The sequence below is a fragment of the Actinomycetospora sp. ABD4_176 genome (assembly GCF_056311855.1).
Window position 1 is genome coordinate 583,747 of record NZ_CM149974.1, and the last position, 23,456, is coordinate 607,202.

The following is a 23,456-nucleotide window of genomic DNA, read 5'->3' on the forward strand; positions in this document are numbered from 1 at the left end:
TACCGATACGGACACTCAACGTCGGCGACGGCACTTCGCTGACACGTCGGGGGTCAGCGCGCGGCGCCGACCCGCACCGTCAGCCCGCCGACCGTGACGTCCTGCGCCGCGTCGGCCGGGGGTGTCGCCAGCGTGCGATCGGTCAGCGCGAGCGAGCCGTCGAGGGCCGCGAGGACGGCGTCCCGCGCGGCGTCCCGGACGTCGTCGACACCCACGCGGCGCCCGAGCTCGGCGGTGAGGCTGGTGACGCCGGCGTCGCGGATGCCGCACGGCACGATCGCGCCGAACGCCGCGAGGTCCGGATCGGCGTTGAGGGCGAACCCGTGCAGCGTCACCCCGCGGGCCACCCGCACCCCGATCGCCGCGATCTTGCGGGCGGGGCCGCGGTCGTCGGCGGGCAGCCAGACGCCGCTGCGGCCGTCGATGCGCCCCACGGCGAGGCCCGCCGGTCCGAGCAGCCGGTCGCACACCGTGATGAGCGCCTGCTCGAGCCGCCGCACGTGGTCGACGACGTCCACCGGCTGCGCGAGCCCGATGATCGGGTAGCCGACGAGCTGCCCCGGGCCGTGCCAGGTGATCTTGCCGCCGCGGTCGACGTCGATCACCGGCGTGCCGTCGAGCGGGCGCTCCTCGGGCAGCGTGCGACGCCCCGCCGTGTAGACCGACGGGTGCTCGAGCAGCAGCAGCGTGTCCGGGCCGCCCGCGACCCGCGCGTCGGCGTGCGCGCGCTGGCGCTCCCAGGCCTCGAGGTAGTCGACGGTGCCGAGCTCGTGGACCTCGACGGGCTCGCTGGCGGCACGGCTGGAGCGGCTCACGGCGCCGACGCTACCCCTGCCCGAGGTGGGCCAGCGCCTCCTGCGCGGTCCGCCGCCCGCTGACCAGGGCGCCCTGCGTCGACGGGGTGTCGCGGTGGTCGCCGGCGACGAAGAGGCCGTCGCCGAGGTCCACGGGCCGGCGCAGGCCGATCGGGGTGGGCGGCACCGCGGCCGGCAGCGCGCGCGGGACCCGCACGGTGGCGAGCTCGTCCCAGCCGCCGACCGGCGTGCCCCAGATGCGGGTGAGCTCGCCGCGCAGCTCCCGCCCGGGCAGGGGGTCGGGGCCGAGGACGGTGCTCGCGACGAGGTGGCGGTGGTCGGGGGAGTAGGACGGCGCGCCGGCGGTGAGCACCGTCGTGTTGACCACCGGCCCGCCCGCCCCGTCGAGGTGCAGCAGCGCGCGGCGGGTCGGGGGCTCGGCGGTGACGTGGTAGTGCGTGGTCAGGGCGAAGGTGCGCGGCGGCGGCACGCGCCCGGCGAGGAGACCGGCGGCGGCGGTGCCCTCGGTGGCCACGACCACGGCGCCGGCGCGGACCCGCCCGCGCGCCGTCTCGACGACCCCGGGCGCCACCTGCTCGACGGGGGTCCCGAGGTGCACGGTCCCCGCGGGCAGCCGGGCCGCGAGCTGGGCGGGCACGGCACCGATCCCGCGCGAGGGCAGCGTCAGGTCGCCGAGCGCGAAGCTGCGCCAGAACAGGGAGAACACCCGCGAGGAGGTCTCGAGGTCGCGGTCGCCCAGCACGCCGTTCAGGAAGGGCCGCAGGAACGTCTCGGTCGGCCGCCCGCCGAGGCCCCACCGCGCCAGCTCGTCGGCCGTCGAGCGCTCGGGGGCCCGGGCCTGGCGCGACGGCGGCACGAGCAGTGAGCGCAGCGTCACCGCGGCCACGCGGGCCTTCTCGCCGGGTCCGAGGAGCCGGTCGACGGCGGTGCGGGGCGCCCAGGTCGGCACGCGGCGCGGGTCGGCGAGGCGGTGCAGGCGCCCGTCGGCGTCCCGGACCGCGGCGCCGGGCACGAAGCGGCGCAGGTCGAGGGCGTCGAGGTCGATCGCCGCGCGCAGCGCCGGGTAGGACGTGTTGAGGATCTGGAACCCGCGGTCGACGAGGAAGCCGTCCACGACGTCGGTGCGCACCCGCCCGCCCACCCCGTCGCCGGCCTCGCACACCACGACCGAGCGCCCGGCGCTCGCGACGACCTGCGCCGCCCGCAGGCCCGCGAGCCCGGCGCCGACCACGACGACGTCGACGGCGTCGGGGAGCTCGGCGGGCTGGGCGGCGGGGCGGGCGGCGGTCATGAGCCGTCGAGGACCGCGGACAGCGCCTCGGACAGGGTGCGGTGGCGGAAGCGGAACCCCTCGCGCTCCAGCACCCCCGGCAGCACCCGCTGGCTGACCAGCACGCCCTCGTCGGCGAACTCGCCGAGCACCGTGCGCATCGCGAACCCGGGCACCAGCCACGGCGCGGGCCGGTGCATCTGCGCGGCGAGGACGCGGGTGAACTCGTCGTTGGTCACCGGGTCGGGGCCGGTGGCGTTCATCGGGCCGACGACCGTGTCGTGCTCGAGCGCGTGGAGGATCGCGTCGACCTCGTCGTCGATCGAGATCCACGGCATGTACTGCGTGCCCGAGCCCAGCTTCCCGCCCAGCCCGAAGCGGAACAGCGGCTTGAGCTGGCCCATCAGCCCGCCGTTGGGGGCGAGCACCAGGCCCGTGCGCACCAGGACGACCCGCGCGCCGGCGTCGTCGGCGGGGCGGGTCGCGGCCTCCCAGTCGCGGCAGAGGTCCGAGAGGAAGCCGGAGCCGCGGCGGGCGGTCTCGTCGACGGCCATCGCCCCGGTGTCGCCGTACCAGCCGACCGCCGAGCCGCTGACCATCGTCGGGATCCCGTGGTCGGCGACGGCCCGGGCGAGCACGTCGGTGGGGATCAGGCGGCTGTCGCGCAGCTCCTGCTTGCGCGCGCCCGTCCAGCGCTTGTCGCCGATGCCCGCCCCGGAGAGGTTGACGACGGCGTCGGCACCCTCGAGCGCCCCCGGGGCGAGGTGCCCGGCGGCGGGGTCCCAGCCGCGCTCGTCCGGGGCCTGCGGGGTGCGCCGGACCAGCCGGACGACGTCGTGGCCGGCCTCCCGCAGCCGGGGGACCAGGGCGGTGCCGATGAGCCCGGAGGACCCGGCGATGACGACGCGCATGGGGTGATCGTCGCGGAGTGTCCTGCTCGCCGCGACCCGGGGTGGGGCGTCCGTTCCGAGCGAAGGGCCCCTTCGCTCGCATAGACGGGCGAGGGGCGCCCTTGGCCAGAAACCCGCCGGCCGTCCCGGACCGAGCGAAGGGCCCGTTCGCGCCACCTAGTCGCGCGAAGGGGCCCTCCGGTCGGAAGCGGCGAACCCCTACAGGCCCAGCTCGCCCTCGAAGGCGCCGCCCTCGAGGCGGTCCTTCATCGTCGTGAGGAAGCGGGCGGCGTCGGCGCCGTCGACGATCCGGTGGTCGTACGACAGGCACAGGTACGCCGTCGAGCGCACCGCGATGACGTCGCCGCCCGAGTCGTCCTGGAGCACCATCGGCTTCTTCACCACGGCGCCGGTGCCGAGGATGCCGACCTGGGGCTGGTTGATGATCGGCGTGTCGATCAGCGCGCCCCGCGAGCCGGTGTTGGTGATCGTGAACGTGCCGCCCGAGAGCTCGTCCGGCGTGATCTTGTTCGCCCGGGTGCGGTCGGCCACGTCGGCGATCTTGCGCGCCAGCCCCGCGAGGTTGAGGTCCCCGGCGTCGTGCACGACCGGCACGATCAGCCCCGCCGGCGAGTCGACGGCGATGCCCAGGTGCTCGGCACCGTGGTAGGTGACCTCGCTCTTCTCGGTGTCGATCGAGGCGTTCACCGCGGGGTGCGCCTTGAGCGCCTCGACCGTGGCCAGCGCCATGAACGGCAGGAACGAGAGCTTGACGCCCTCACGCTGCGCGAAGTCGGCCTTGGCGCGGTCGCGCAGGCGCGCGACGCGCGTCAGGTCGGCCTCGACGACCGTCGTGAGCTGCGCGGAGGTCTGCAGCGACTCCACCATGCGCTTGGCGATCGTCTGCCGGCGCCGCGACATCTTCTGCGTGGTGCCGCGCAGCCCGGAGGTGTCCGGGGCCGGCGCGCCCGACGAGCCGCGCGCCCCCGAGGCCGACGGCTTCTGCACCTCGCCGCCGTGCACCGCGCCGCCGCCCGAGCCACCGGACGCCGCGGCCTGGGACGGGACGTCGGACGAGCCGGCCGCGGCGGGCGCGGCGGCCTTGTCCTGCTCGTCGGCGGCCTTGACGACGTCCTGCTTGCGGATGCGCCCGCCGACGCCGGTGCCGGTCAGCGACGACAGGTCGACGCCGCGCTCGGCCGCGAGCTTGCGGACCAGCGGTGTCACGTACGGCGAGCCCGTCTCGGTCGTCCCGCCGGTGCTCGGCGCCGAGGCGCCGTTGCCCTGCGAGGTGTCCTCGCGCGGGTGCAGGGCGCCGGCGTTGGCCGGGCCGCTGGACGTCGTGGGCTGCTCGGTCTCGGTGGAGACGTAGTCGCCGGCACCGGACGCCGCCTGCGCCCCGCTCGACGCCTCGGCGGGCTCTGGCTCGGCCGGGCGCTCGGGCTCGGGGCGCGGGTCCTGCTGGGGCTGGGCCTGCTGCTGCGGGGCCTGCTGCTCCTCCTGCTGCGGGGCCTGCTGCTCCGGCGACCCGCCGCCCCCGGCCTGCGACGCATCGCCGATGACGGCGAGCGCCCCGCCGACCTCGACGGTGTCGTCCTCGCCGGCCCGCAGCTCGAGCACCATGCCGGCCACGGGCGACGGGATCTCGGTGTCGACCTTGTCGGTCGAGACCTCGAGCAGGGGCTCGTCGACCTCGACGGTGTCGCCGACCTGCTTGAGCCAGCGCGTCACGGTGCCCTCGGTGACCGACTCGCCCAGCGCCGGCATCTCCACCGTGGTGCCCCCGGAGGAGCCGCCCGACGACCCGCCCGACGAGGCCGCCGGCTGCGGCTCGGCCTCCGGCTCGGACGCCTGGGGCTCGGGTTGGGCGGGCTCGGCCTGCTCCGCCGGCTGGGCCTGCTCCGCCGGCTGGGCCTGCTCGGCCGGCTGGGCCGCGCCGCCGCCGTCACCCCCGGACGCGCCGGCGGACTCGCCCTCGTCGCCGATGACGGCGAGCTCGCCGCCGACCTCGACGGTGTCGTCCTCCTGCGCCACGATCCGCTGCAGCACGCCCGCCTGGGGCGAGGGGATCTCGGTGTCGACCTTGTCGGTCGAGACCTCGAGCAGGGGCTCGTCGACGTCGACGTGGTCGCCCTCCTGCTTGAGCCACCGTGTCACCGTGCCCTCGGTGACGCTCTCCCCGAGAGCAGGCATCTGGACGGTGTAGGCCATCGTGCTCGTACTCCTCGCGCTGGGTTCTCGGGGTCAGGTCAGCCGTGGCTGTGCAGGGGCTTGCCGGCGAGCGCGAGGTGCGCCTCCCCGAGGGCCTCGTTCTGCGTCGGGTGGGCGTGGATCAGGTTCGCCACGTCGGCGGGCAGCGCCTCCCAGTTGTAGATCAGCTGGGCCTCGCCGACCTGCTCTCCCATCCGGGTGCCGATCATGTGGACGCCGACCACGGGGGCGTCGTCGCCGGTGCCGCCCTTGACGAGCTTGATCGCCCCGGCGGTCTTGAGGATCTGCGACTTGCCGTTGCCGGCGAGGTCGTACGTCGTCGTCGCCACGTCGCCGTACAGCTCCTTGGCCTGGGCCTCGGTGAGCCCGACCGACGCCACCTCGGGCTCGCAGTAGGTGACCCGCGGGATGCCCGTCTCGTCGATCACCGGCGGCTGCAGCCCGGCGATCTCCTCGGCCACGAAGATGCCCTGCTGGAAGCCGCGGTGGGCGAGCTGGAGGCCCGGGACGATGTCGCCGACCGCGTAGATGTTGCCGACGCCGGTGTGCAGGCGGTCGTTCGTCGGGACGAAGCCGCGGTCGAGCGTGACGCCGTTCTCCTCGTACCCGAGGTCGGCGGTGTTCGGGCCGCGGCCGACGGCGACGAGCAGCAGGTCGGCCTCGATCTGCTCGCCGTTCTCCAGCGAGATCGTCACCGAGTCGGCGGTCTGCGAGACGCCGGTGAACTTCGTGCCCGTCTTGAACGCGATCTTCCGCTTGCGGAACTGGCGCTCGAGCTGCTTGGAGAGGAACTCGTCCTCGTTGGGCACGAGGTGGGGCAGCGCCTCGACGATGGTCACCTCGGCGCCGAAGCTCTTCCAGACGCTCGCGAACTCCACGCCGATGACGCCGCCGCCGAGCACGACCACGCGGTCGGGGACGTAGTCGAGGTTGATCGCCTCGGTGGAGGTCAGCACCCGGCCGCCGAGCTCGAGCCCGGGCAGCGTCTTCGAGTACGAGCCGGAGGCCAGCACGACGTGGCGGCCCTGGTAGCGCTGCCCGTCGACCTCGACGGTGTCCTGCCCGACCAGCTTGCCGGCGCCCTCGATCAGCGTCACCTTGTTCGCCTTCACCAGGCCCTGCAGGCCCTTGTAGAGGCGGGCGACGACGTTGTCCTTGTAGGAGTTGACGCCGCTCATGTCGATGCCCGACAGCGAGCTCTTCACGCCGAACTGCTCGCCCTCGCGCGCCGAGTCGGCCACCTCGGCGGCGTGCAGGAGCGCCTTCGTGGGGATGCAGCCGCGGTGCAGGCAGGTCCCGCCGACCTTGTCCTTCTCCACCAGCGCGACCGACAGGCCGAGCTCGGCGGCGCGGAACGCGCAGGCGTAGCCGCCCGATCCGGCTCCCAGGATGATGACGTCGTACGTGTCGCTCACTGCTGCTTCTCCCGCGTCGGCGTGTGGGCGTGCGGAGTCGCCGGCCCGGAGCCGGAGACCCCGGGGAGGCGATGTCGGGTTCATCCTTCCACCCGTGTCACCACCTGTGTCCTATCCGTGACGCGCAATGTCCTCCACCACGGCCGCGATGGTCCGGACGGGTACACCGGTACCGCCCTTGGGCGTGTAGCCGTGGGGGCCGCCGGTGTTGAAGGCGGGACCGGCGATGTCGAGGTGCACCCACGGCACGCCCTCGGCGACGAACTCGCGCAGGAAGATCCCGGCGACGAGCATGCCGCCGAAGCGGTGGTTGGTGACGTTGGCGAGGTCGGCGACCCGGGAGTCCAGGTCGGCGCGCAGCTCCTCGGGCAGCGGCATCGCCCAGCCGCCGTCGCCGGCGGCCCGGGCGCGGCCGGCGACGCGGTCGCGGAAGTCGTCGGTGCCCATGACACCGGGGGTGCGCGACCCGAGGGCGACGAGCTGGGCGCCGGTGAGCGTCGAGGTCTCGAGCAGGTAGTCGGGGGAGTCCTCGCAGGCCCGGGCGATCGCGTCACCCAGGATCAGGCGGCCCTCGGCGTCGGTGTTGAGGACCTCGACCGTCGTCCCGCCGTACATCGTCAGCACGTCGCCCGGGCGGTAGGCCGTGCCCGACGGCATGTTCTCGGCCATCGGCACGGTGGCGACGACCTCGACGTCGAGCCCCAGCTCGGCGGCCAGGCAGGTCGCGGCGACGACGCCGGCGGCCCCGGACATGTCCGAGGTCATGTGGTCCATGTTCGCGGCCGGCTTGATCGAGATGCCGCCGGTGTCGAAGGTGATGCCCTTGCCGACGAGCGCGACCTTCCTGCTCGGCCCATCGGCGTGCCCTCCTCGATCCGGCGAGTACGTCAGGCGCACCAGGCGCGGCGGCCGCGAGGACCCGCCGCCCACGCCCAGGACGCCGCCGTACCCGTCCTCGGCGAGCCGGCCCTCGTCGAGGATCTCCACCGACACGCCGACGGACTCGGCGAGTGCCCGCGCGCGCTCCGCGAAGGCGTCGGGGTAGAGGTCGTTGGGCGGGGTGTTGACGAGGTCGCGCGCCGCGGCGACCCAGCGCGCGGCCGCGGCGGCGCGGGTGACGACGTCCGCGTCGCCGTCACCGACGAGCCCGACCCGCGTGAGCTCGGTCGGGGCGGTCTCCGGGGTCTTCTTGTAGGCGGTGAAGGCGTAGTCGCCGAGCAGCGTGCCCTCCACGGCCGCCGCGAGGTCGACCGTCGCGAGCGTGGTGACGACGTGCGCGGCGTGCCCGTGCAGGGCGCGCGCCGCCGCCCCGGCGGCCCGGCGGACCTGCTCGGCGACGTCGGGCGCCTCGCCCGCCGCGGCGGCCTCGGTCGGCTCCGCACCGAGCCCCACCGCGACGACCAGCGGCACCCCGATCGCCCCGCGCGTCGGCACCCGGGTGACCTCCTCGGCCTTCCCGGTGCCGCCCAGCAGGGTGACCAGGCCCGGGAGCTCGCCCGCGAGGTCGCCGAGGACGGCCGTGTCGCCGGCGAGGACCGGGTCCCCACCGCCGTCCCCACTGCCTGGGCCGGGACGGACGCCGACGACGAGGGCGTCCGCGTCGGCGAGGGAGTCGGCGCCGGGCTGCGCGCCGAGGAGCTCGAGGTGGGGGGTGCTGCTCACGTCGCGTCTCTCCCTGTCAACGGTGTCGATCACATGCTAGGACCGGGGGCCCTCCACTACCGTGCCGCGGGTGTCGGAGACCGTGAGCGAGACCAGACGTAGCCCGCTGCACGATCACCACGTCGCCCTCGGGGCCTCGTTCGCCCCCTTCGGCGGGTGGGAGATGCCGGTCCAGTACAGCCGTGACGGTCGTGGGGGCACGGTGGCCGAGCACACCGCCACCCGCGAGGCCGTCGGCCTGTTCGACGTCAGCCACCTCGGCAAGGTGCGCGTCCACGGGCCGGGTGCGGCGGCGTTCGTCGACCGGTGCCTGACCAACTCGCTGGAGCGCATCGTCCCGGGCAAGGCGCAGTACACCCTGTGCTGCGCCGAGGACGGCGGCGTGGTCGACGACCTCATCCTCTACCTGGTCGGGCCGGACGAGGTGTTCGCCGTCCCCAACGCCGCGAACTCCGCGGGCGTGGGCCGGCGGCTGGCCGAGGTCGCGCCGGAGGGGATCGCCGTCGACGACGAGCACGACGCGCACGTGGTGCTCGCGGTGCAGGGGCCGGCGTCGCCCGCGGTGCTGGCGGAGGTGGGGCTGCTCGCGGAGGACGCTGCCGACACAGCGCTCGACTATATGGCGTTCGTCGACGCCGAGTGGCGGGGCGGCTTCGTGCGTGTGTGCCGCACGGGCTACACCGGGGAGCGGGGCTACGAGCTCATCGCGCCGGTCGCGGGCGCCGGCGAGCTGTGGGACGCGCTGGCCGCCGTCGTCGGTGAGCGGGGCGGCCTGCCCGCCGGGCTCGGCGCGCGCGACACGCTGCGCACCGAGGCCGGGCTGCCGCTGCACGGCCAGGACCTGGGCCCGGACATCACGCCGCTGCAGGCGCGGTGCGGGTTCGCCGTGGGCTGGAAGAAGGACGAGTTCTGGGGCCGCGAGGCGCTGCTGGCCGAGCGCGAGGCCGGGCCGCGTCGCCGCTCGTGGGGGCTGCGGGCGACCGGGCGCGGGGTCCCGCGGGGGCACATGACGGTGCGCCGGGGGGACGACGTGGTCGGCGAGACGACGTCCGGGACCTTCTCGCCGTCGCTGAGGACGGGCATCGCGCTGGCGCTGCTCGACACCGCCGCGGGGCTCGGCGAGGGCGACACCGTGGCGATCGACGTGCGCGGCCGGACGCTGGAGTGCGAGGTCGTCACCCCGCCGTTCGTGGCGTCGAAGGTGCGGTGAGCCCGTGAGCTTCCCGAGCGAGGCGCCGGCCGCCGACCCCGGCACCTACCGCTTCCGCGCCGACGTCGAGCAGGCCGGGCCGGCGGTCTTCACCGCACCGTCCGACGTGGTCGGCGGGGGCTACGGGCTGTTCGAGAGCGCGGCGGTGCCCGGGCGCTGGGGCGCGATCCCGCACTACCACCGGGGGTTCACCGAGGCGTTCTGGGTGATCTCGGGCCGCCTCGGCGTGCTGAGCGGCCGCGAGTGGCGGGTGCTCGGCAGCGGCGACTTCGCGCACGTGCCGGTGAACGGCGTCCACGGCTTCCACGCCGTCGGCGACGAGCTCGCGCGGTTCCTCATCCTCTTCGTCCCCGGCGCACCGCGGGAGCACTACTTCCGCGGCCTCGCCGAGCTGTTCGCCGGCGGCGCCCCGCCCGAGGAGATCGACGCGTTCGCCCTCACCTGCGACCAGGTCAACCTCCGCGACTGGTCGCACGACCCGGTCCCCACGTGAGCACTTTCCTGCCCTATAGGGGCGGAAAGTGCTCACGTGGGGGTCAGGGGCCGACGCTGACGTGCACGTGGTCGAAGTGCCCGCCGGTGGCGTCGTCGGGGTCGTAGACGCCGCCCCCGCCGTAGGCCCGGCCCCAGCCGTCGCCCGCGTCGGCGCCGCCCCGGTACCAGATGCGGCCCTGCCAGATGACGTACCGGACGCCCAGCTCGTCGGCGTCCTCGCGCAGCCACCGCGCCACCGCCCAGCCGTCGGCGAGGTCCTCGCCCTCGGCGAACGCGCCGTACGCGGCGGGGAAGAAGTCGCAGGCCCGGCCGTCGGGATGGTCGCTCGACGGGTTCCACGCGTGCTCCGACCAGCAGGTGATCGAGCGGATCGGGGCGCCGCGGCCCGGCTCCCCGAACCGGGCGACCGCGGCGTCGTGCAGGCGCAGCGCCGTCGGGGTGAGGCAGCCGGACGACGTCGGGTCCTCGACCGAGCACGGCTCTGGCGGCGGCGGGTCGACGACCTCCCAGAACGCGCGCGGCACCCGCTCCGCCGCGGCGTACCAGAGCAGCCCCCCGAGCAGCGCGAGCACCAGCAGCACGCCCACCGTGAGGGCGGCCCGCGTCCCCGTCCGCACGTTGATCACCGTACGGGCGCGCACGCGTGGGGGCGGTGAGTCAGCGGCGGATCACCGACGGCGCCCCGGACGCTCGGCGGCGTCGTCGAGGTCGACGCCGACGTGGTCGTCGAGCCACCGGTTCAGGGGGTCGAGGCGGCGCCAGGTCGTCGCGACCCGGTCGGCGAGGGCGGGGTCGTGCAGCTCGTCCGACGGCGGCCAGGAGCGCCACGCGAACAGGCTCTTGTGGCGCAGCAGCTCGAGGCGCGGGTGGTCGGGGTCGACGCCGCGGGGCCGCGACTTCAGCTGCTCGCCGGCGATGGTGAAGCCGTCGGCGCGCAGCTCGTCGACGATCCCCACCAGCTCAGGGCCGAGGCGCCCGTCGTCGACCGCCGCCCGGTAGCGCGCCACCTGCGCCGAGGACATCCGGTAGTAGCCGCCGGCGGCCATCAGCCCGTCGGCGGACACCTGCACGTAGCGCCCGCCCGCGGTGGCGCCGCACTGGATCTTGTACGGCGTCTTGTCGGCGGAGAACCGCACGTCGCGGTAGGGGCGGAAGACCTTGCCCGCGCCGAACTCCGCTTCCAGGTCGGCGAGCAGCGCCAGCATCGGCGCGCGCACCTGCTCGTCGTAGACCGCCTTGTTGTCGGTCCAGTAGGCCTTGGTGTTGTCGGCCTCGAGACCCTCGTAGAAGTCGACGACCGCGTCGCCGAAGCCCGGGAACGTCACGGCGCCATCCTGACGTGTAGAGAGGAACCGTGTCCGGAGCGGTGCACGAGTCCGTGCTCGACGCCATCGGTGCCACGCCCCTGATCCGGCTGCGCCGGGTCACCGAGGGCCTGGCGCCGCGCGTGTACGTCAAGGCCGAGTGGCAGAACGCCGGCGGCAGCGTCAAGGACCGGGCGGCGCTGGCGATGGTGCGCGCCGCCGAGCGCTCCGGGGCGCTGGGGCCCGGCGGGGTGATCGTCGAGGGCACGTCGGGCAACACCGGCATCGGGCTCGCGCTCGTCGGCGGCGTGCTGGGCTACCGCACCGTCATCGTCGTCCCCGACACGACGGCCGCCGAGAAGGTCGCGGCGCTGCGCGCGTACGGCGCCGCGGTGGTGCCGACCCCGGGCGGGCTGACCCGGGAGGACCCGCGCCACGTCACCAACCTCGCCGCGCGCATCGCCGACGAGACCCCGGGTGGCTGGCTCGCCGACCAGTACGGCAACCCCGCCAACCCGCAGGCCCACCGCGACACCACGGCGCCGGAGATCTGGGAGCAGACCGGCGGCGCGGTCACCTGCTTCGTCGCCGGCATCGGCACCGGCGGGACGCTGTCGGGGACCGGCGCGGCGCTCAAGGAGCGCGGGCCGGTGCGCGTCGTCGGCGTCGACCCCCTGACCTCGGCCTACGGCGGCGGGGACGGCAGCCCGTACTACGTCGAGGCGATCGGGCACTACCGCCACCCCGACACCGTCGACGACCCCTGGCCCGCCAACTGGGACCGGGCGGTGGCCGACGAGGTCGTGCGCGTCGACGACCGCACCACCATGGCGACCGCCCGCCGCCTGGCCCGCGAGGAGGGCCTGCTGCTGGGCGGGTCATCGGCGACGGCGGTCGCCGGCGCGCTGCGCGTGGCGGCCGACCTCGGTCCCGACGACGTCGTGGTGGTCGTCGCGCCCGACTCGGGCCGGGCCTACCTGTCGAAGTACCACGACGACGGCTGGCTGCGCCGGCTCGGGTTCCTCGAGGAGCCCGGGTCGGTCGGTGAGCGCGACGTCCTCGACGTCCCGGTGCTCCGCGCCTCGTGGACCGTCGCCCGGGCCCGGGAGGAGCTCGACGGCCTGCCGGGGCCCGCGCCGGTGGCCCGCGACCGCGAGTCCGGGCCCGCGGCGCCCTCGGAGATCCTGGGCGCGCTGTCGGCCGCCGACCTCGACGGCCTGCCCGACGACGACGCCGTCCTCGTCCACGCGCGCCCGGTGCCGCCGAGCGTCGGGGCGGGAGAGACGCCGGCGGACGCCCGCGCGGCGCTCGGGGACGCGCCGGCCGCGTGGCTGGTGCGTGACGGGCGGGTGGCGGGGCTGGTGACGCGGGCGGTGCTGGCGCCGGAGCGCCTTGCCCCGGCGGACTAGTCTGGGCCCATGAGTACGACCTTCGCCCACACCCCGCACCCCGCCCCGGCGACCGCGGAGCGTGTGGCGGAGGTACTCGCCGCGCCCGGGTTCGGGAAGTTCTTCACCGACCACATGGTCACGGTCTCCTGGGACGCCGCCCGCGGGTGGCACGACGCCCAGGTCGGCCCCTACCAGCCGCTGGCCATGGACCCCGCCTCGGTCGTGCTGCACTACAGCCAGACGATTTTCGAGGGGCTCAAGGCCTACCGCTGGGCCGACGACTCGGTGCACGCGTTCCGCCCCCAGGCCAACGCCGCGCGCATGCAGCGCTCGGCGGAGCGCCTCGCGATGCCGCCGCTGCCCGAGGACCTGTTCGTCGACTCGCTGCGCGAGCTCATCGCGGTCGACAAGCGGTGGGTGCCGGCCGCCGGCGGCGAGGACTCGCTCTACCTGCGGCCCTTCATGTTCGGGTCGTCGTCGGGGCTCGGCGTGCGGCCGAGCGAGGAGTACCTCTACCTGCTCATCGCCTCCCCGGCCGGCGCGTACTTCCCGCGCGGGCTGGCCCCGGTGACGGTGTGGCTCTCGACCGACTACGTGCGCGCCGTCCCCGGCGGCACCGGCGAGGCCAAGTGCGGCGGCAACTACGCGGCCTCGCTCGCGGCCCAGGCCCAGGCGTCGGCCCAGGGCTGCGACCAGGTGGTGTGGCTCGACGCCCTCGAGCACCGGTGGATCGAGGAGATGGGGGGCATGAACCTCTTCTTCGTGTTCACCGACTCCTCGGGCGCGGTCGAGGTCGTCACCCCCGAGCTCACCGGCTCGCTGCTGCCCGGCGTCACCCGCCGCTCGCTGCTCGAGCTCGCGGCCGAGGAGGGGGCGACGGTCACCGAGCGCCGCATCTCCACCGACGAGGTGGAGAAGGAGGTCGCCTCCGGGCACCTCACCGAGGTGTTCGCCTGCGGCACCGCCGCGGTGATCACGCCCGTGGGCACCGTCAAGCACGAGGGCGGCGGCTACGACATCGGCGACGGCTCCCCGGGCCCGATGACCCACCGGCTGCGCGATCGCCTCACGGCCATCCAGCGCGGCGCGGCGCCCGACACCCGCGGCTGGATGTGGCAGCTGGCCTGAGGCCGGCGCCCGACCACCGGGTGCCTGGCTGGTGCAGCGAACGCGCTGTTCGCTGCTTCTAAGCGCACGAACGGCGCGCTCGCGGCAGGCACCGCGAGCGCGTCGTCGTGATCAACGGGGACTTTGCGCGCCTAGAAGCAGCGAACAGCGCGTTCGCTGCGGGGGCTATGCCGTCGCCAGCACGACCAGGCCGGCGGTGACGGCGAGCTCCGCGCAGGCGCCGAACACGTCGCCCGACACGCCCCCGAGGCGCCGGCGGGCGTGGGCGGCGACGAGCAGGACGACCACGGCGGCCAGCAAGGCGGCGCCCGCGGCGCGCCAGCCCAGCACCGGGAACGCGGCCGCCCCGAGCACGACCGCCCACGCCGGCGCCACCCACGCCCGCTGGGTGCCCGCGACCAGCGCGCCGAGGCCGTCGGGCGACGCCGCGGGCACCCCGCGCCGCGCCACCCACGCGAACGCCGCCCGCCCGAGGCCCAGGGCGAGCGCGCCCCCCACGACGGCCACCGGGAGCCCCCGCTCGGCCAGCGCCCCGAACGCCGCGGCCTGCACCCCGAGCACGACGACCAGCCAGACCACCGCGAACGCGCCGACCCCGGGGTCCTTCATGATCGCCAGCGTGCGGGCGGCGTCCCCGTGGCTGCCGAGGCCGTCGGCGAGGTCCGCCAGCCCGTCGAGGTGCAGGCCCCGCGTCGCCGCCGCCCCGAGTCCCACCGCCACGAGCCCCCCGAGCAGGCCCGGCGCCCCCGCCGCGACCAGTCCCGCCGCGACGGCCCCGAGCAGCGCGCCGAGCACCGCCCCGACCAACGGCACCACCGCCAGCGCCACCCGCGCCGCCGGCCGGTCGATCCGCGAGGCGCGCACCGGCACGACGGTGAACATGGCGACCGCCAGCGCCAGGCCGGCCCTCACCCGGCGGCGTGCACGGCCGCCCGCACCAGCCCGACGGCCGTGAGCGCGCCGGTGCCCTGACCGGCGCGCATCTGCAGGTCGAGCAGCGGGTCCAGCCCGAGCAGCTCGAGGGCGACGGCCTGCGCGGGCTCGGTGCACCGCGACGCGGCCACCCACCAGGCGCGGGCGCCGGGCGCGTCGGTGTCGGCGAGCAGCGCGGCGACGGCCGTGGCGGCGCCGTCGAGGAGCACCGGGGTGCGGCGCCGCGCGGCCTGGGCCAGGAAGCCCACGAGCGCGGCCAGGTCGGCCCCCCCGGCGACGCGCAGCAGGCCCATCGGGTCGCGGCCCAGCGACCGGGCCCGCCACAGCCCGTCGCGGACCGCGGCCGCCTTGACCATCCAGACGCGGTCGTCGATCCCGCTCCCGCGGCCCACGACGGCCACCGGCTCGCGGCCGGTCATCGCGGCGGCGAGCACGGCGGTCGGGGTGCTGACGCCGACGGCGAGCTCGCCCGCCACGAGCAGGTCGGCGCCCTCGTCGACCTCCTCGTCGGCCACCTCGCGGCCCGCGCGCACCGCCGCCGCGGCCTGGTCGGCGGTCATGACGTCCTCGACGTCGAGCCGCCCGCCGCCGCGGAGCGCGGCGCGGTCGTCGCGCGCGTCGCCCTCGACCGGCGCGCCGAGCCCGACGTCGACCACCCGCAGCCCCGCGTCCGCGGTCTCGGCGAACCGGCACACCGGCGCCGACCCGTCCCGGACGGCGGCCACCCGCACCTGGGTCTCGCCCGGGGCGTGCGCCGAGACACCGGCCGCGGCGATCCCGTGGTCGGCAGCGAAGAGGACCGCCCGCACCCGGCGCGGGGCGCGGGCCGGCGCGCGGCCCTGACAGGCGGCGAGCCAGGCGGCGATCTCCTCGAGCCGCCCGTAGGTCCCGCCGGGCAGGGCCGCGAGGGCCTCGCGACGGGCCGTCTCGTCGGGCGATGCGACACCGGACGCGGAGGCGACGGGGTGCACGCTCGGTCCTCCCGGGACGGGCTCGACGGGGTCGCGGTGACGGTATCCGGTGGGGCTCACCGCAGGCGCAGGGGCAGCCCGGCCACGAGCAGCCACACCTCGTCGCACACGGCCGCGAGCTCCTGGTTGAGCGCGCCGAGCTCGTCGCGGAAGCGCCGGCCCGCGCTCGTCGACGGCACGACGCCCAGCCCCACCTCGGCGGACACGAGCACGAGCGTCCCCTCGTACCCCGCCACCGCGGCCACGAGGTCGCTCCGCGCCGCCGCCACCGACGGGGCGTCGCGCGCCCACCCGGCGTCGTCGAGGAGGCCGGTCACCCAGGTGGCGAGGTCGTCGACGAGCACCGGCGCGGCGGGCGCGACGGCGAGCACCGCGGGGAGGTCGGCGTCCTCGACCGTGCGCCAGGTCGGCGGACGCCGCTGCCGGTGCGTCGCGACGCGGTCGGCCCACTCCGGGTCGGTGGCCGGGTCGACGCCGCGGGCCGTCGCCACGTACAGGGCGGGCGCGCCGGCGTCGAGCAGGGCCTCGGCGTGCGCGGACTTGCCCGAGCGCGTGCCGCCGAGGACGAGGGTGCGGGGGATTGGCGCGCCTCAGTCGATGGTGGTGCCGCGCGCCACGCGCGGGCCGGGCATCCGCAGGCGCCGCAGCTGGGTCGCGCGGGTGAACGCGTACCAGCCGTAGGACAGGCCGCCGATCTGCTCCTTCGGGAACTTCGAGCGCACCCGCGTCACCACGTAGCGCCCGAGCATGACGCCCTCGAGCGCCATCATGACGAGCATGACGAGGCAGATCAGGCTGCCGGCCGTCTGCACCGCGGGCACCGGGACGATCACCGTCACGAAGATGACCACCGCGAGCGGCATGAACAGGCCCATGAGGTTGCGGCGGGCGTCGACGAGGTCGCGGGCGTAGGCCCGGGCGGGACCCCGGTCGCGGGGGAGGAGCACCGTGTCGTCGCCGGCCATCATCCGCTTGCGCCGGTCGGCCGCGGCCTGCTTGCGGTCGGCGGAGGACTTGCGGCGGTCGTCCTTGTTGCCGCGCAGCGCCCGCGCGCGCTTGATCGCCTCGCGCTGCGTCTTCGGCGCCGGCGCCACGGGCCCGCGCCGGCGGCCCTCCGCGTCGCGGCGCGACGGCGTCGGGCGGCCCTTGCCGGCGGTCTGCGAGCGGCCCCGCTCGCCGACCACCACGGCCTCGCGCTCCTCGGCCTCGTCCGACGTGCCGTCGGCGGACTCGGGGGAGGTGGCGGAACCGGTCGAGGATCCACGGCGCAGGAACTTCACGCCGACCAGGATAGGGCACCGCGCCGACCCCCTACCGTGCTCCGCATGCGCGTCCTGTTCGCTCCCGACTCCTTCGGCGGCAGCCTCACCGCCGCCCAGGCCGCGACCGCGATGGCCGAGGGCTGGGCGCGGACCGTCCCCGCCGACACGACGGTCCTGCTGCCGCTGGCCGACGGCGGGACCGGGTTCGTCGAGGTCCTGCACACCGCCCGCGGCGGGACCCGGCACGACCTCGAGGTCACCGGCCCGCTCGGGGCCCCCACGACGGCGACGTGGCTGGAGCTCGACGGGAGCGCCTACGTCGAGTCGGCGTCGGCGTGCGGGCTGCACCTGGTGGGGGAGCGCACCCCGGCCACGGCGACGGCCGCCACGAGCCGGGGGGTGGGCGAGCTGGTCGCGGCGGCGGTCGCGGCGGGCCCGGCGCGCCTGGTCGTCGGGCTCGGCGGCTCGGCGTGCACCGACGGCGGCGCCGGCATGCTGGCCGCGCTCGGCGCCGTGCCCCGCGACGGTGCGGGCGCGGAGCTGCCCGACGGCGGCGGCGCACTGGCGGCCGTCGCGGGCCTCGAGGGTCTGGACGAGGTCGTGACGCGGCTGAGCGGCGTCGACCTCGTCGTCGCCGCGGACGTCGACCACGTCCTCACCGGCCCGCAGGGCGCCGCCGCCGTGTTCGGGCCGCAGAAGGGCGCCGACGCCGACACCGTCGCCGCCCTGGACGCGGCGCTGACGACGTGGGGCGCCGTGCTGGGGCAGGCGTGCGCGCGCCCGGACCTCGCGGAGCAGCACGGGGCCGGCGCGGCGGGCGGTCTCGGGGCGGCCCTGCTGGCCCTCGGCGCGCGGCGGGTCCCCGGCGGCGAGCTCGTCCGCGACGTCGCCGGGCTGGACGCGGCGCTGGACCGGGCGGACCTGGTGGTCACCGGCGAGGGACGCCTCGACGGGCAGTCGTTGCACGGCAAGCTCGTCACGGTGGTGGCGGCGCGGGCCCGGGAGCACGAGGTGCCGTGCATCGCGCTGGCCGGGCAGGTCGACATGACCGCCGGCGAGGCGCTCGCGGCCGGCATCGAGGGCGCCTACTCGGTGGCGGCCGACGCCGGGTCGGTGGAGGCGGCGCTCGCCGAGCCCGCGGCACGCCTGGCCGACCTCGCCGAGGGCGTGGCCCGGCGGTGGGGCGCCCGCCCGGCGTGAGTGACCCGCCGGCACCGGTGATCTCTCGCACGCGTGAGGCACCGGCCGCGATGTGCGAGCATGGGGCGGTGGGACGGGTACACCGGTCCCACGGGAATACACGGCACCGCGACCAGTTGTGCCGAGTGAGTGCACTGCGTCCCGGGAGCTCAAGGGAGAACCATGACCGTCGAGAACCCTGCCGCGCCGACCGACACCGAGGTCAAGCCCCACGGCGTCGAGCTGACCGAGTCCGCGGCCGGCAAGGCGAAGGCCCTGCTCGACCAGGAGGGCCGCACCGACATGTCCCTGCGCATCGCCGTGCAGCCCGGCGGCTGCGCGGGCCTGCGCTACCAGCTGTTCTTCGACGACCGCAGCCTCGACGGCGACCTCGAGCGCGACTTCAACGGCCTGACCGTCTCGGTCGACCGCATGAGCGCGCCGTACCTGCAGGGCGCGGTGATCGACTTCGTCGACACCATCGAGAAGCAGGGCTTCACGATCGACAACCCGAACGCGGGCGGCTCGTGCGCCTGCGGCGACAGCTTCAACTGAGCTGACACACGAAAGGGCCCCGGACCTGCTGGTCCGGGGCCCTTCGTCGTGTCCGGGGACCTACAGGCCGGGCACCTCGGCGGCGACCTTGTCGCGCAGGCCCTCCGGCGGCTGCGCGCCGAGCTGGGCCACGACGTACGACGCGGCGACGGCGCCGATGCGCCCCGACGCCGCGTGGCCGAGGCCGCGGGTCCACCCGTAGAGGAAGCCGCCCGCGTAGGCGTCGCCGGCGCCGGTGGTGTCGACGAGCTCGTCGGCCTCGCGGATCCCGACCTCCTCGACGCTGCCGTCCGCGTCGTACACCGTCGAACCCTTCGGGCCGTGGGTGACGACGACGACCTCGCAGTTGCCGCCCTGCCCGCGCAGGAGCGAGGTGACCGGGTCGTCGCCGACGAGGGCCGCGGCCTCGTCCTCGTCGGCGATGATGATCTCGACGTTCTCGCGGGCCAGCTCGCGGAAGTACTCGCGGTGGCGCTCGACGCACCCGGCGTCGGACAGCGTCATGGCCACGCGCGCCTCGCTCTTCGCCGCCGCGTCGACGACCTTGCCGATCGTCCGGCGCGCGTGCTCGGTGTCGGCGAGGTAGCCCTCGATGAGGCTGACCTTCGAGCCCGCGACGTCGTCCTGCTCGATGTCGTCGGGGCCGAGCGCGGTGCAGGCGCCGAGGAACGTCGACATCGTGCGCTCGCCGTCGGGCGTGACCATGACCAGGCACCGCGCGGTGGCGGGGCTGCCCGACAGCGCCGGGGTCGTGAAGTGCACCCCGTGCGAGCGGATCGACTCGGTGAACGAGGTGCCGAGCCGGTCGTCGGAGACCTTGCCGACGTAGCCGGCGTCGGCGCCCAGGGCCGCGGCGATGGCGATCGTGTTGGCGACGCTGCCGCCCGAGCGCTCCGTCGTGTCGCCGGCCTCGGTGTAGAGCTTCTCCGCCTGGGCCTCGTCGATGAGCGTCATGCCGCCCTTGGGCAGCTCGTGCGCGCGGATGGTGTCGTCGTCCGTGCGGAACAGCACGTCGACGATGGCGTTGCCGATCCCCAGTACGTCCATGGATACCTCTCGAGTCGCGCTACGTCCTTCGGACCAGCGGCCGACACTAGGTGAATCGGGGCGTCACCGGGACCGGACCGTTGCGTGGCGCACGTTCACGCATACACCGGGTAGTCGGGCTCCGGGATCTCCGGCCGGATGCGCTCCTCGACGAAGATGCCGTGCCAGAGCATGAACACGAGCAGTGTCCAGATGCGCCGCGAGTGGTCGACGGGTCCGACGCGGTGCTCATCGATGAGCCGCAGGACCGCCGCCTTGTCGAGGACGGCGTCGGTCTGCGACTCGCGGACGATCTGCCGCGCCCAGTCGAGCATGTCGTGGGCGAGCCAGTAGCGGATCGGCACCGGGAACCCGAGCTTGCGCCGGTGGAGCACGTGCGGCGGGACGATGCCGTCGATGGCCCGCCGCAGGGCGTACTTCGTCGTGCCGTGCGCGACCTTCTGCTCGGTGGGCAGGTGCGACGCGACCTCGAAGACCTCGCGGTCGAGGAACGGCACGCGCAGCTCGAGCGAGTTCGCCATCGTCATCTTGTCGGCCTTGACGAGGATGTCGCCGCGCAGCCAGGTGAAGAGGTCGACGTGCTGCATGCGCGCCACCGGGTCCCAGCTGCCCGAGTCGGCGTAGATCGGCGCGGTGACGTCGGTGTACGAGAGCTCGGGGTCGTGGCCCCGCAGCACCGCGGCGAGCTGGTCGTTGCGGAAGATCCGCGCGTTGCCGTAGTAGCGCTCCTCGAGGGGCAGCGCGCCGCGGCGCAGCAGGTCCTTGCCGCGCACGCCGTCGGGCAGCCGCGTCGACAGCGCCCCCGCCAGCTTGCGGACCGCGCCGGGCAGCTTCTCGAACGGTGCGAGGGAGAGCGGCTCCCGGTAGATGGTGTAGCCGCCGAACAGCTCGTCGGCGCCCTCGCCGGACAGCACGACCTTGACGTGCTTGCGCGCCTCGCGGGCCACGAACCACAGCGGCACCAGGGCCGGGTCGGCGACCGGGTCGTCCAGGTACCAGACGATGAGCGGCAGCGCGTCCATCATCTCCTGCGCGCTCACCGTGCGGACGACGTGGCGCACCCCGATCGCCTCGGCCGACTCGCGGGCCACGTCGGCCTCGGAGTAGCCCTCGCGGGCGAACTCGCTGGTGAACGTCATGAGGTCGGGGTTGTGCTCGCGGGCGAGCGCCGCGATGACCGTCGAGTCGATGCCGCCGGAGAGGAACGAGCCCACGGTGACGTCGGCGCGCATGTGCTTGGCCACCGAGTCGCGCAGCACCTCGGCGATCTCGGCGTGCAGGCGCGTCTCGTCGTCGACCGGCTTGGCGTCGAACTGCGGCTCGAAGTACCGCTCGGCGAACACCGTCTCGCCGGGGGAGACCGTGAAGCTCGTCCCCGACTCGACGCGGCGGATCGTGCGGTGCAGCGTCAGCGGCTCGGGCACGTACTGCAGCTGCAGGTAGTGCTGGAGCGCCGTCGGGTCGGGCGCGGTGGTCGGCTCGTCGAGGGCCTTCGCCAGCTGGAGCAGGCTCTTCTTCTCGCTGGCGAACGCGACACCGTGCGGACCGGCGGCGACGAAGAGCGGCTTGATGCCGAACGGGTCGCGCGCGCCGAAGAGCACCTTCTCGTGGGTGTCCCAGATGAGGAACGCGAACATGCCGCGCAGCCGGCGCACCGCGTCGGCGCCCCAGACGTCGTAGGCGGCGACGATGGCCTCGGTGTCGCCCTCGGTCACGAACTGGACGCCGTGGTCGCGGGCGAGCTGCTCGCGCAGCTCGAGGTAGTTGTAGATCTCGCCGTTGAAGACGATGCGGTAGCGGTCGCTCGCGTACGTCAACGGCTGGTGGGAGCCCTCGACGTCGATGATGGAGAGCCGGTTGAAGCCGAGCACCACGTCCTCGTCGTGCCACTCACCGGACTCGTCCGGGCCGCGGTGGCGCATGCAGGTCAGGCTCTCCTGCACCGCGCCGGCGCAGGCCGCGCCCGCACCGTCGGACGTGATCAATCCCATCAGGCCGCACACGCGTCCGCTGACACCTCCGGTTCCGGGGTCGGGCGGGCCCAGTATGACGACCGGCGGGATCGCCCCGGGGACGCCCTCGGAGCAGGGCCGGCGGCCGGTCCCGACCGACCCGCCGCGCCCCTCCGACAGCGCGTAGTGGCTCGCTCGGATAGTCTCCGCAGCGACGTCGGGGCCCGGGTCCGCCGGGCCGCTCGCCACGTCGCCGCGAGGTCGGATGACCTGGGCGGACACCGGCGGGCACCGCGCGAGGAGGAAGGCAGCCAGCAGTGCGCCGAGATGGGACGCCGGTCCGGAGCCGCACCGGTCGCGCGCGGCGGGCCGTGGGCCTGGCCGTGGCGGCCGTCGCCGTGGCCGTGACCACCTCCGGCTGCTCGGTCGACGAGGTCCTCCGCTTCGGCTGGCCGGTGGGCGTGACGCCCGAGGCCACCCAGATGCGCACGCTCTGGACCTGGGCCGCGGTGGCCGCGCTCGTCGTCGGCGTCCTGGTGTGGGGTGCGACGGCCTGGACCGTGGCGTTCCACCGCCGCCGCGCCGGCGCGTCGGACCTGCCGCGCCAGTTCCAGTACAACCTGCCGCTCGAGCTCGTGCTCACGGTGATCCCGCTGATCATCGTCGCGGTGCTCTTCTACTTCACGGTCGTCGTGCAGAACGTCGTCGACCGCAACGCGCAGGGCAACGAGCTGCAAATCCAGGTCACCGGGTTCCAGTGGAACTGGGAGTTCACCTACCCCGGGACAACGGCACCGAACGGCCTGCCGGCCTCCGTGGTGGGCACGACGCAGTCGGTGCCGATCCTCGTGCTGCCGACCGACAGGCCGATCCAGTTCACCCAGGAGTCGAAGGACGTCATCCACTCCTTCTGGGTGCCGGAGTTCCTGTTCAAGCGGGACGTCATCCCCAATCCCGAGGCCAACGACCAGAAGAACACCTGGGTCATCGACCGGATCGAACGGCCCGGCGCCTTCGTCGGCCGCTGCGCCGAGTTCTGCGGCGCGTACCACTCGATGATGAACTTCGAGGTGCGCGCGCTGCCGCCGGCGCAGTTCGACCAGTTCCTCCAGCTGCGCACGCAGACCAACCCGCAGACCGGCCAGGGCTTCACCACCAACGAGGCCCTCGCCACCATGAACTGCGGCGAGCTCTGCAATCCCGAGTCGATCACCACCCGTGTGATCAACCCCAACCCGACGGCGCAGCTCGGCATCCGATGACCCTGCTCGCCCGCACCGCCCCGACGTCAGCGAGGACCCGATGAGAGTCGAATCCCGCATCTTCGAGATCCTCACGGTCTTCTGCTTCGTCTGCGCGATCGTGTACGGCCTCCTCTCCGCCGAGGAGGTCGGCATCGTCGCCCTCACGCTGACCGGCGGTCTCACCCTCATCATCGGGACGTACTTCCGCTTCGTGGCCCGCCGCCTCGAGGAGCGCCCCGAGGACAACCCCGAGGCCGAGGTGTCCGACGGCGCCGGCGACGTGGGCTTCTTCAGCCCCGGCAGCTACTGGCCCCTCGCGGTCGCGGGCGGCACCGCGCTGACCGGCCTCGGGATCGCCCTGTGGCAGTGGTGGCTGATCGTGCTCGCCGGCGTCGGGCTGCTCATCGCCATCTGCGGCCTCGTCTTCGAGTACCACGCGGGTCCCGAGGCGCACTAGGCGCCGCTCCCACCGTCCGACCACGGCCCCGTCCCCCGGCTTTCCGGGGGACGGGGCCGTGGTCT

At 75.1% G+C, this 23,456-nt stretch carries 22 protein-coding genes; 8 read left to right on the plus strand and 14 right to left on the minus strand.

The features are described 5' to 3' along the window. Positions 1-53 precede the first annotated feature (53 nt). The 6 genes from lipB to ACYX4T_RS02895 form a co-directional block, all read right to left on the minus strand. Entirely contained in the window at positions 54-815 is a 762-nt protein-coding gene (lipB, locus tag ACYX4T_RS02870) for a lipoyl(octanoyl) transferase LipB (RefSeq protein WP_476013073.1), read from the minus strand. Between the two features lie 10 nt (positions 816-825). Next, the gene (locus tag ACYX4T_RS02875; protein ID WP_476013074.1) at positions 826-2,106 is read right to left on the minus strand and encodes an NAD(P)/FAD-dependent oxidoreductase; all 1,281 of its coding nucleotides are present in this window, start codon (positions 2,104-2,106) and stop codon (positions 826-828) included. Then, on the minus strand, positions 2,103-2,996 hold the full coding sequence (locus tag ACYX4T_RS02880) for a TIGR01777 family oxidoreductase (protein ID WP_476013075.1): 894 nt from the start codon (positions 2,994-2,996) through the stop codon (positions 2,103-2,105). The genes ACYX4T_RS02875 and ACYX4T_RS02880 overlap by 4 nt, the downstream gene beginning before the upstream one ends. 198 nt (positions 2,997-3,194) lie before the next feature. Next, positions 3,195-5,186 (minus strand): 2-oxoglutarate dehydrogenase, E2 component, dihydrolipoamide succinyltransferase, encoded by a 1,992-nt coding sequence (gene sucB, locus ACYX4T_RS02885; RefSeq protein WP_476013076.1) that lies wholly within the window; start codon positions 5,184-5,186, stop codon positions 3,195-3,197. A 38-nt stretch (positions 5,187-5,224) separates the two neighbouring features. Beyond that, positions 5,225-6,601 (minus strand): dihydrolipoyl dehydrogenase, encoded by a 1,377-nt coding sequence (gene lpdA / locus ACYX4T_RS02890; protein ID WP_476013077.1) that lies wholly within the window; start codon positions 6,599-6,601, stop codon positions 5,225-5,227. A 111-nt stretch (positions 6,602-6,712) separates the two neighbouring features. Continuing rightward, positions 6,713-8,263, minus strand: coding sequence for a leucyl aminopeptidase (locus ACYX4T_RS02895; RefSeq protein WP_476013078.1), 1,551 nt, complete (start codon positions 8,261-8,263; stop codon positions 6,713-6,715). 70 nt (positions 8,264-8,333) lie between these two features. On the opposite strand from ACYX4T_RS02895, the gene gcvT reads away from it, so the two are divergent. Together gcvT and ACYX4T_RS02905 are read left to right on the plus strand one after the other, a co-directional pair. Continuing rightward, complete coding sequence (gene gcvT / locus ACYX4T_RS02900) at positions 8,334-9,473, plus strand: glycine cleavage system aminomethyltransferase GcvT (protein WP_476013079.1); 1,140 nt, start codon at positions 8,334-8,336, stop codon at positions 9,471-9,473. A gap of 4 nt (positions 9,474-9,477) precedes the next feature. Further along, positions 9,478-9,966 (plus strand): cupin domain-containing protein, encoded by a 489-nt coding sequence (locus ACYX4T_RS02905; RefSeq protein ID WP_476013080.1) that lies wholly within the window; start codon positions 9,478-9,480, stop codon positions 9,964-9,966. 43 nt (positions 9,967-10,009) lie between these two features. Here the strand turns inward: ACYX4T_RS02905 and ACYX4T_RS02910 are convergent, their stop codons facing one another. Together ACYX4T_RS02910 and ACYX4T_RS02915 are read right to left on the minus strand one after the other, a co-directional pair. Further along, entirely contained in the window at positions 10,010-10,585 is a 576-nt protein-coding gene (locus ACYX4T_RS02910) for a VldE C-terminal domain-containing protein (RefSeq protein ID WP_476013081.1), read from the minus strand. A 51-nt stretch (positions 10,586-10,636) separates the two neighbouring features. Continuing rightward, on the minus strand, positions 10,637-11,293 hold the full coding sequence (locus tag ACYX4T_RS02915) for a DUF2461 domain-containing protein (protein WP_476013082.1): 657 nt from the start codon (positions 11,291-11,293) through the stop codon (positions 10,637-10,639). 29 nt (positions 11,294-11,322) lie between these two features. On the opposite strand from ACYX4T_RS02915, the gene ACYX4T_RS02920 reads away from it, so the two are divergent. Further along, entirely contained in the window at positions 11,323-12,681 is a 1,359-nt protein-coding gene (locus tag ACYX4T_RS02920; RefSeq protein ID WP_476013083.1) for a PLP-dependent cysteine synthase family protein, read from the plus strand. 9 nt (positions 12,682-12,690) lie between these two features. Next, the gene (locus tag ACYX4T_RS02925) at positions 12,691-13,791 is read left to right on the plus strand and encodes a branched-chain amino acid aminotransferase (protein ID WP_476013084.1); all 1,101 of its coding nucleotides are present in this window, start codon (positions 12,691-12,693) and stop codon (positions 13,789-13,791) included. Positions 13,792-13,956: 165 nt separating this feature from the next. On the opposite strand, the gene ACYX4T_RS02930 is transcribed toward ACYX4T_RS02925, so the two are convergent. The 4 genes from ACYX4T_RS02930 to ACYX4T_RS02945 are packed head-to-tail and all read right to left on the minus strand — an operon-like array spanning position 13,957 to position 16,975. Continuing rightward, a complete protein-coding gene (locus ACYX4T_RS02930; RefSeq protein WP_476013085.1) occupies positions 13,957-14,703 on the minus strand; it encodes an adenosylcobinamide-GDP ribazoletransferase in 747 nt (248 codons plus the stop codon). Continuing rightward, on the minus strand, positions 14,700-15,695 hold the full coding sequence (locus ACYX4T_RS02935) for a nicotinate-nucleotide--dimethylbenzimidazole phosphoribosyltransferase (protein WP_476013086.1): 996 nt from the start codon (positions 15,693-15,695) through the stop codon (positions 14,700-14,702). Before ACYX4T_RS02935 ends, ACYX4T_RS02930 begins: the two co-directional genes overlap by 4 nt. 56 nt (positions 15,696-15,751) lie before the next feature. Next, entirely contained in the window at positions 15,752-16,276 is a 525-nt protein-coding gene (gene cobU / locus ACYX4T_RS02940) for a bifunctional adenosylcobinamide kinase/adenosylcobinamide-phosphate guanylyltransferase (RefSeq protein ID WP_476015170.1), read from the minus strand. A gap of 9 nt (positions 16,277-16,285) precedes the next feature. Continuing rightward, positions 16,286-16,975, minus strand: a complete 690-nt coding sequence (locus ACYX4T_RS02945; RefSeq protein ID WP_476013087.1) for a DUF3043 domain-containing protein — start codon at positions 16,973-16,975, stop codon at positions 16,286-16,288. Positions 16,976-17,020: 45 nt separating this feature from the next. Here ACYX4T_RS02945 and ACYX4T_RS02950 point away from each other — a divergent pair, with 45 nt between their 5' ends. Next, positions 17,021-18,157 (plus strand): glycerate kinase family protein, encoded by a 1,137-nt coding sequence (locus tag ACYX4T_RS02950; RefSeq protein WP_476013088.1) that lies wholly within the window; start codon positions 17,021-17,023, stop codon positions 18,155-18,157. Positions 18,158-18,319: 162 nt separating this feature from the next. Then, positions 18,320-18,691 (plus strand): HesB/IscA family protein, encoded by a 372-nt coding sequence (locus ACYX4T_RS02955; RefSeq protein WP_476013089.1) that lies wholly within the window; start codon positions 18,320-18,322, stop codon positions 18,689-18,691. Between the two features lie 60 nt (positions 18,692-18,751). Here ACYX4T_RS02955 and ACYX4T_RS02960 read toward each other — a convergent pair whose 3' ends face one another. Continuing rightward, positions 18,752-19,738: an adenosine kinase gene (locus tag ACYX4T_RS02960; protein ID WP_476013090.1), complete on the minus strand. Its 987-nt coding sequence runs from the start codon at positions 19,736-19,738 to the stop codon at positions 18,752-18,754. Between the two features lie 95 nt (positions 19,739-19,833). After that, on the minus strand, positions 19,834-21,741 hold the full coding sequence (asnB, locus tag ACYX4T_RS02965) for an asparagine synthase (glutamine-hydrolyzing) (protein WP_476013091.1): 1,908 nt from the start codon (positions 21,739-21,741) through the stop codon (positions 19,834-19,836). Between the two features lie 320 nt (positions 21,742-22,061). On the opposite strand from asnB, the gene ctaC reads away from it, so the two are divergent. Together ctaC and ACYX4T_RS02975 are read left to right on the plus strand one after the other, a co-directional pair. Further along, positions 22,062-22,952 carry an aa3-type cytochrome oxidase subunit II gene (gene ctaC / locus ACYX4T_RS02970; protein ID WP_476013092.1) on the plus strand — a complete coding sequence of 297 codons (891 nt, stop codon included), beginning with the start codon at positions 22,062-22,064 and terminating at the stop codon, positions 22,950-22,952. 40 nt (positions 22,953-22,992) lie between these two features. Further along, positions 22,993-23,391, plus strand: coding sequence for a cytochrome c oxidase subunit 4 (locus tag ACYX4T_RS02975; RefSeq protein ID WP_476013093.1), 399 nt, complete (start codon positions 22,993-22,995; stop codon positions 23,389-23,391). Positions 23,392-23,456 lie beyond the last annotated feature (65 nt).

Excerpts from the sequence above, each read along its gene's own strand:
- ACYX4T_RS02875 (WP_476013074.1), bottom strand. The coding sequence starts at position 2,106 with ATGACCGCCGCCCGCCCCGCCGCCCAGCCCGCCGAGCTCCCCGACGCC.
- ACYX4T_RS02880 (WP_476013075.1), bottom strand. The coding sequence starts at position 2,996 with ATGCGCGTCGTCATCGCCGGGTCCTCCGGGCTCATCGGCACCGCCCTG.
- sucB (WP_476013076.1), bottom strand. The coding sequence starts at position 5,186 with ATGGCCTACACCGTCCAGATGCCTGCTCTCGGGGAGAGCGTCACCGAG.
- ACYX4T_RS02925 (WP_476013084.1), top strand. The coding sequence starts at position 12,691 with ATGAGTACGACCTTCGCCCACACCCCGCACCCCGCCCCGGCGACCGCG.
- ACYX4T_RS02950 (WP_476013088.1), top strand. The coding sequence starts at position 17,021 with ATGCGCGTCCTGTTCGCTCCCGACTCCTTCGGCGGCAGCCTCACCGCC.
- ACYX4T_RS02955 (WP_476013089.1), top strand. The coding sequence starts at position 18,320 with ATGACCGTCGAGAACCCTGCCGCGCCGACCGACACCGAGGTCAAGCCC.
- ACYX4T_RS02960 (WP_476013090.1), bottom strand. The coding sequence starts at position 19,738 with ATGGACGTACTGGGGATCGGCAACGCCATCGTCGACGTGCTGTTCCGC.
- ACYX4T_RS02975 (WP_476013093.1), top strand. The coding sequence starts at position 22,993 with ATGAGAGTCGAATCCCGCATCTTCGAGATCCTCACGGTCTTCTGCTTC.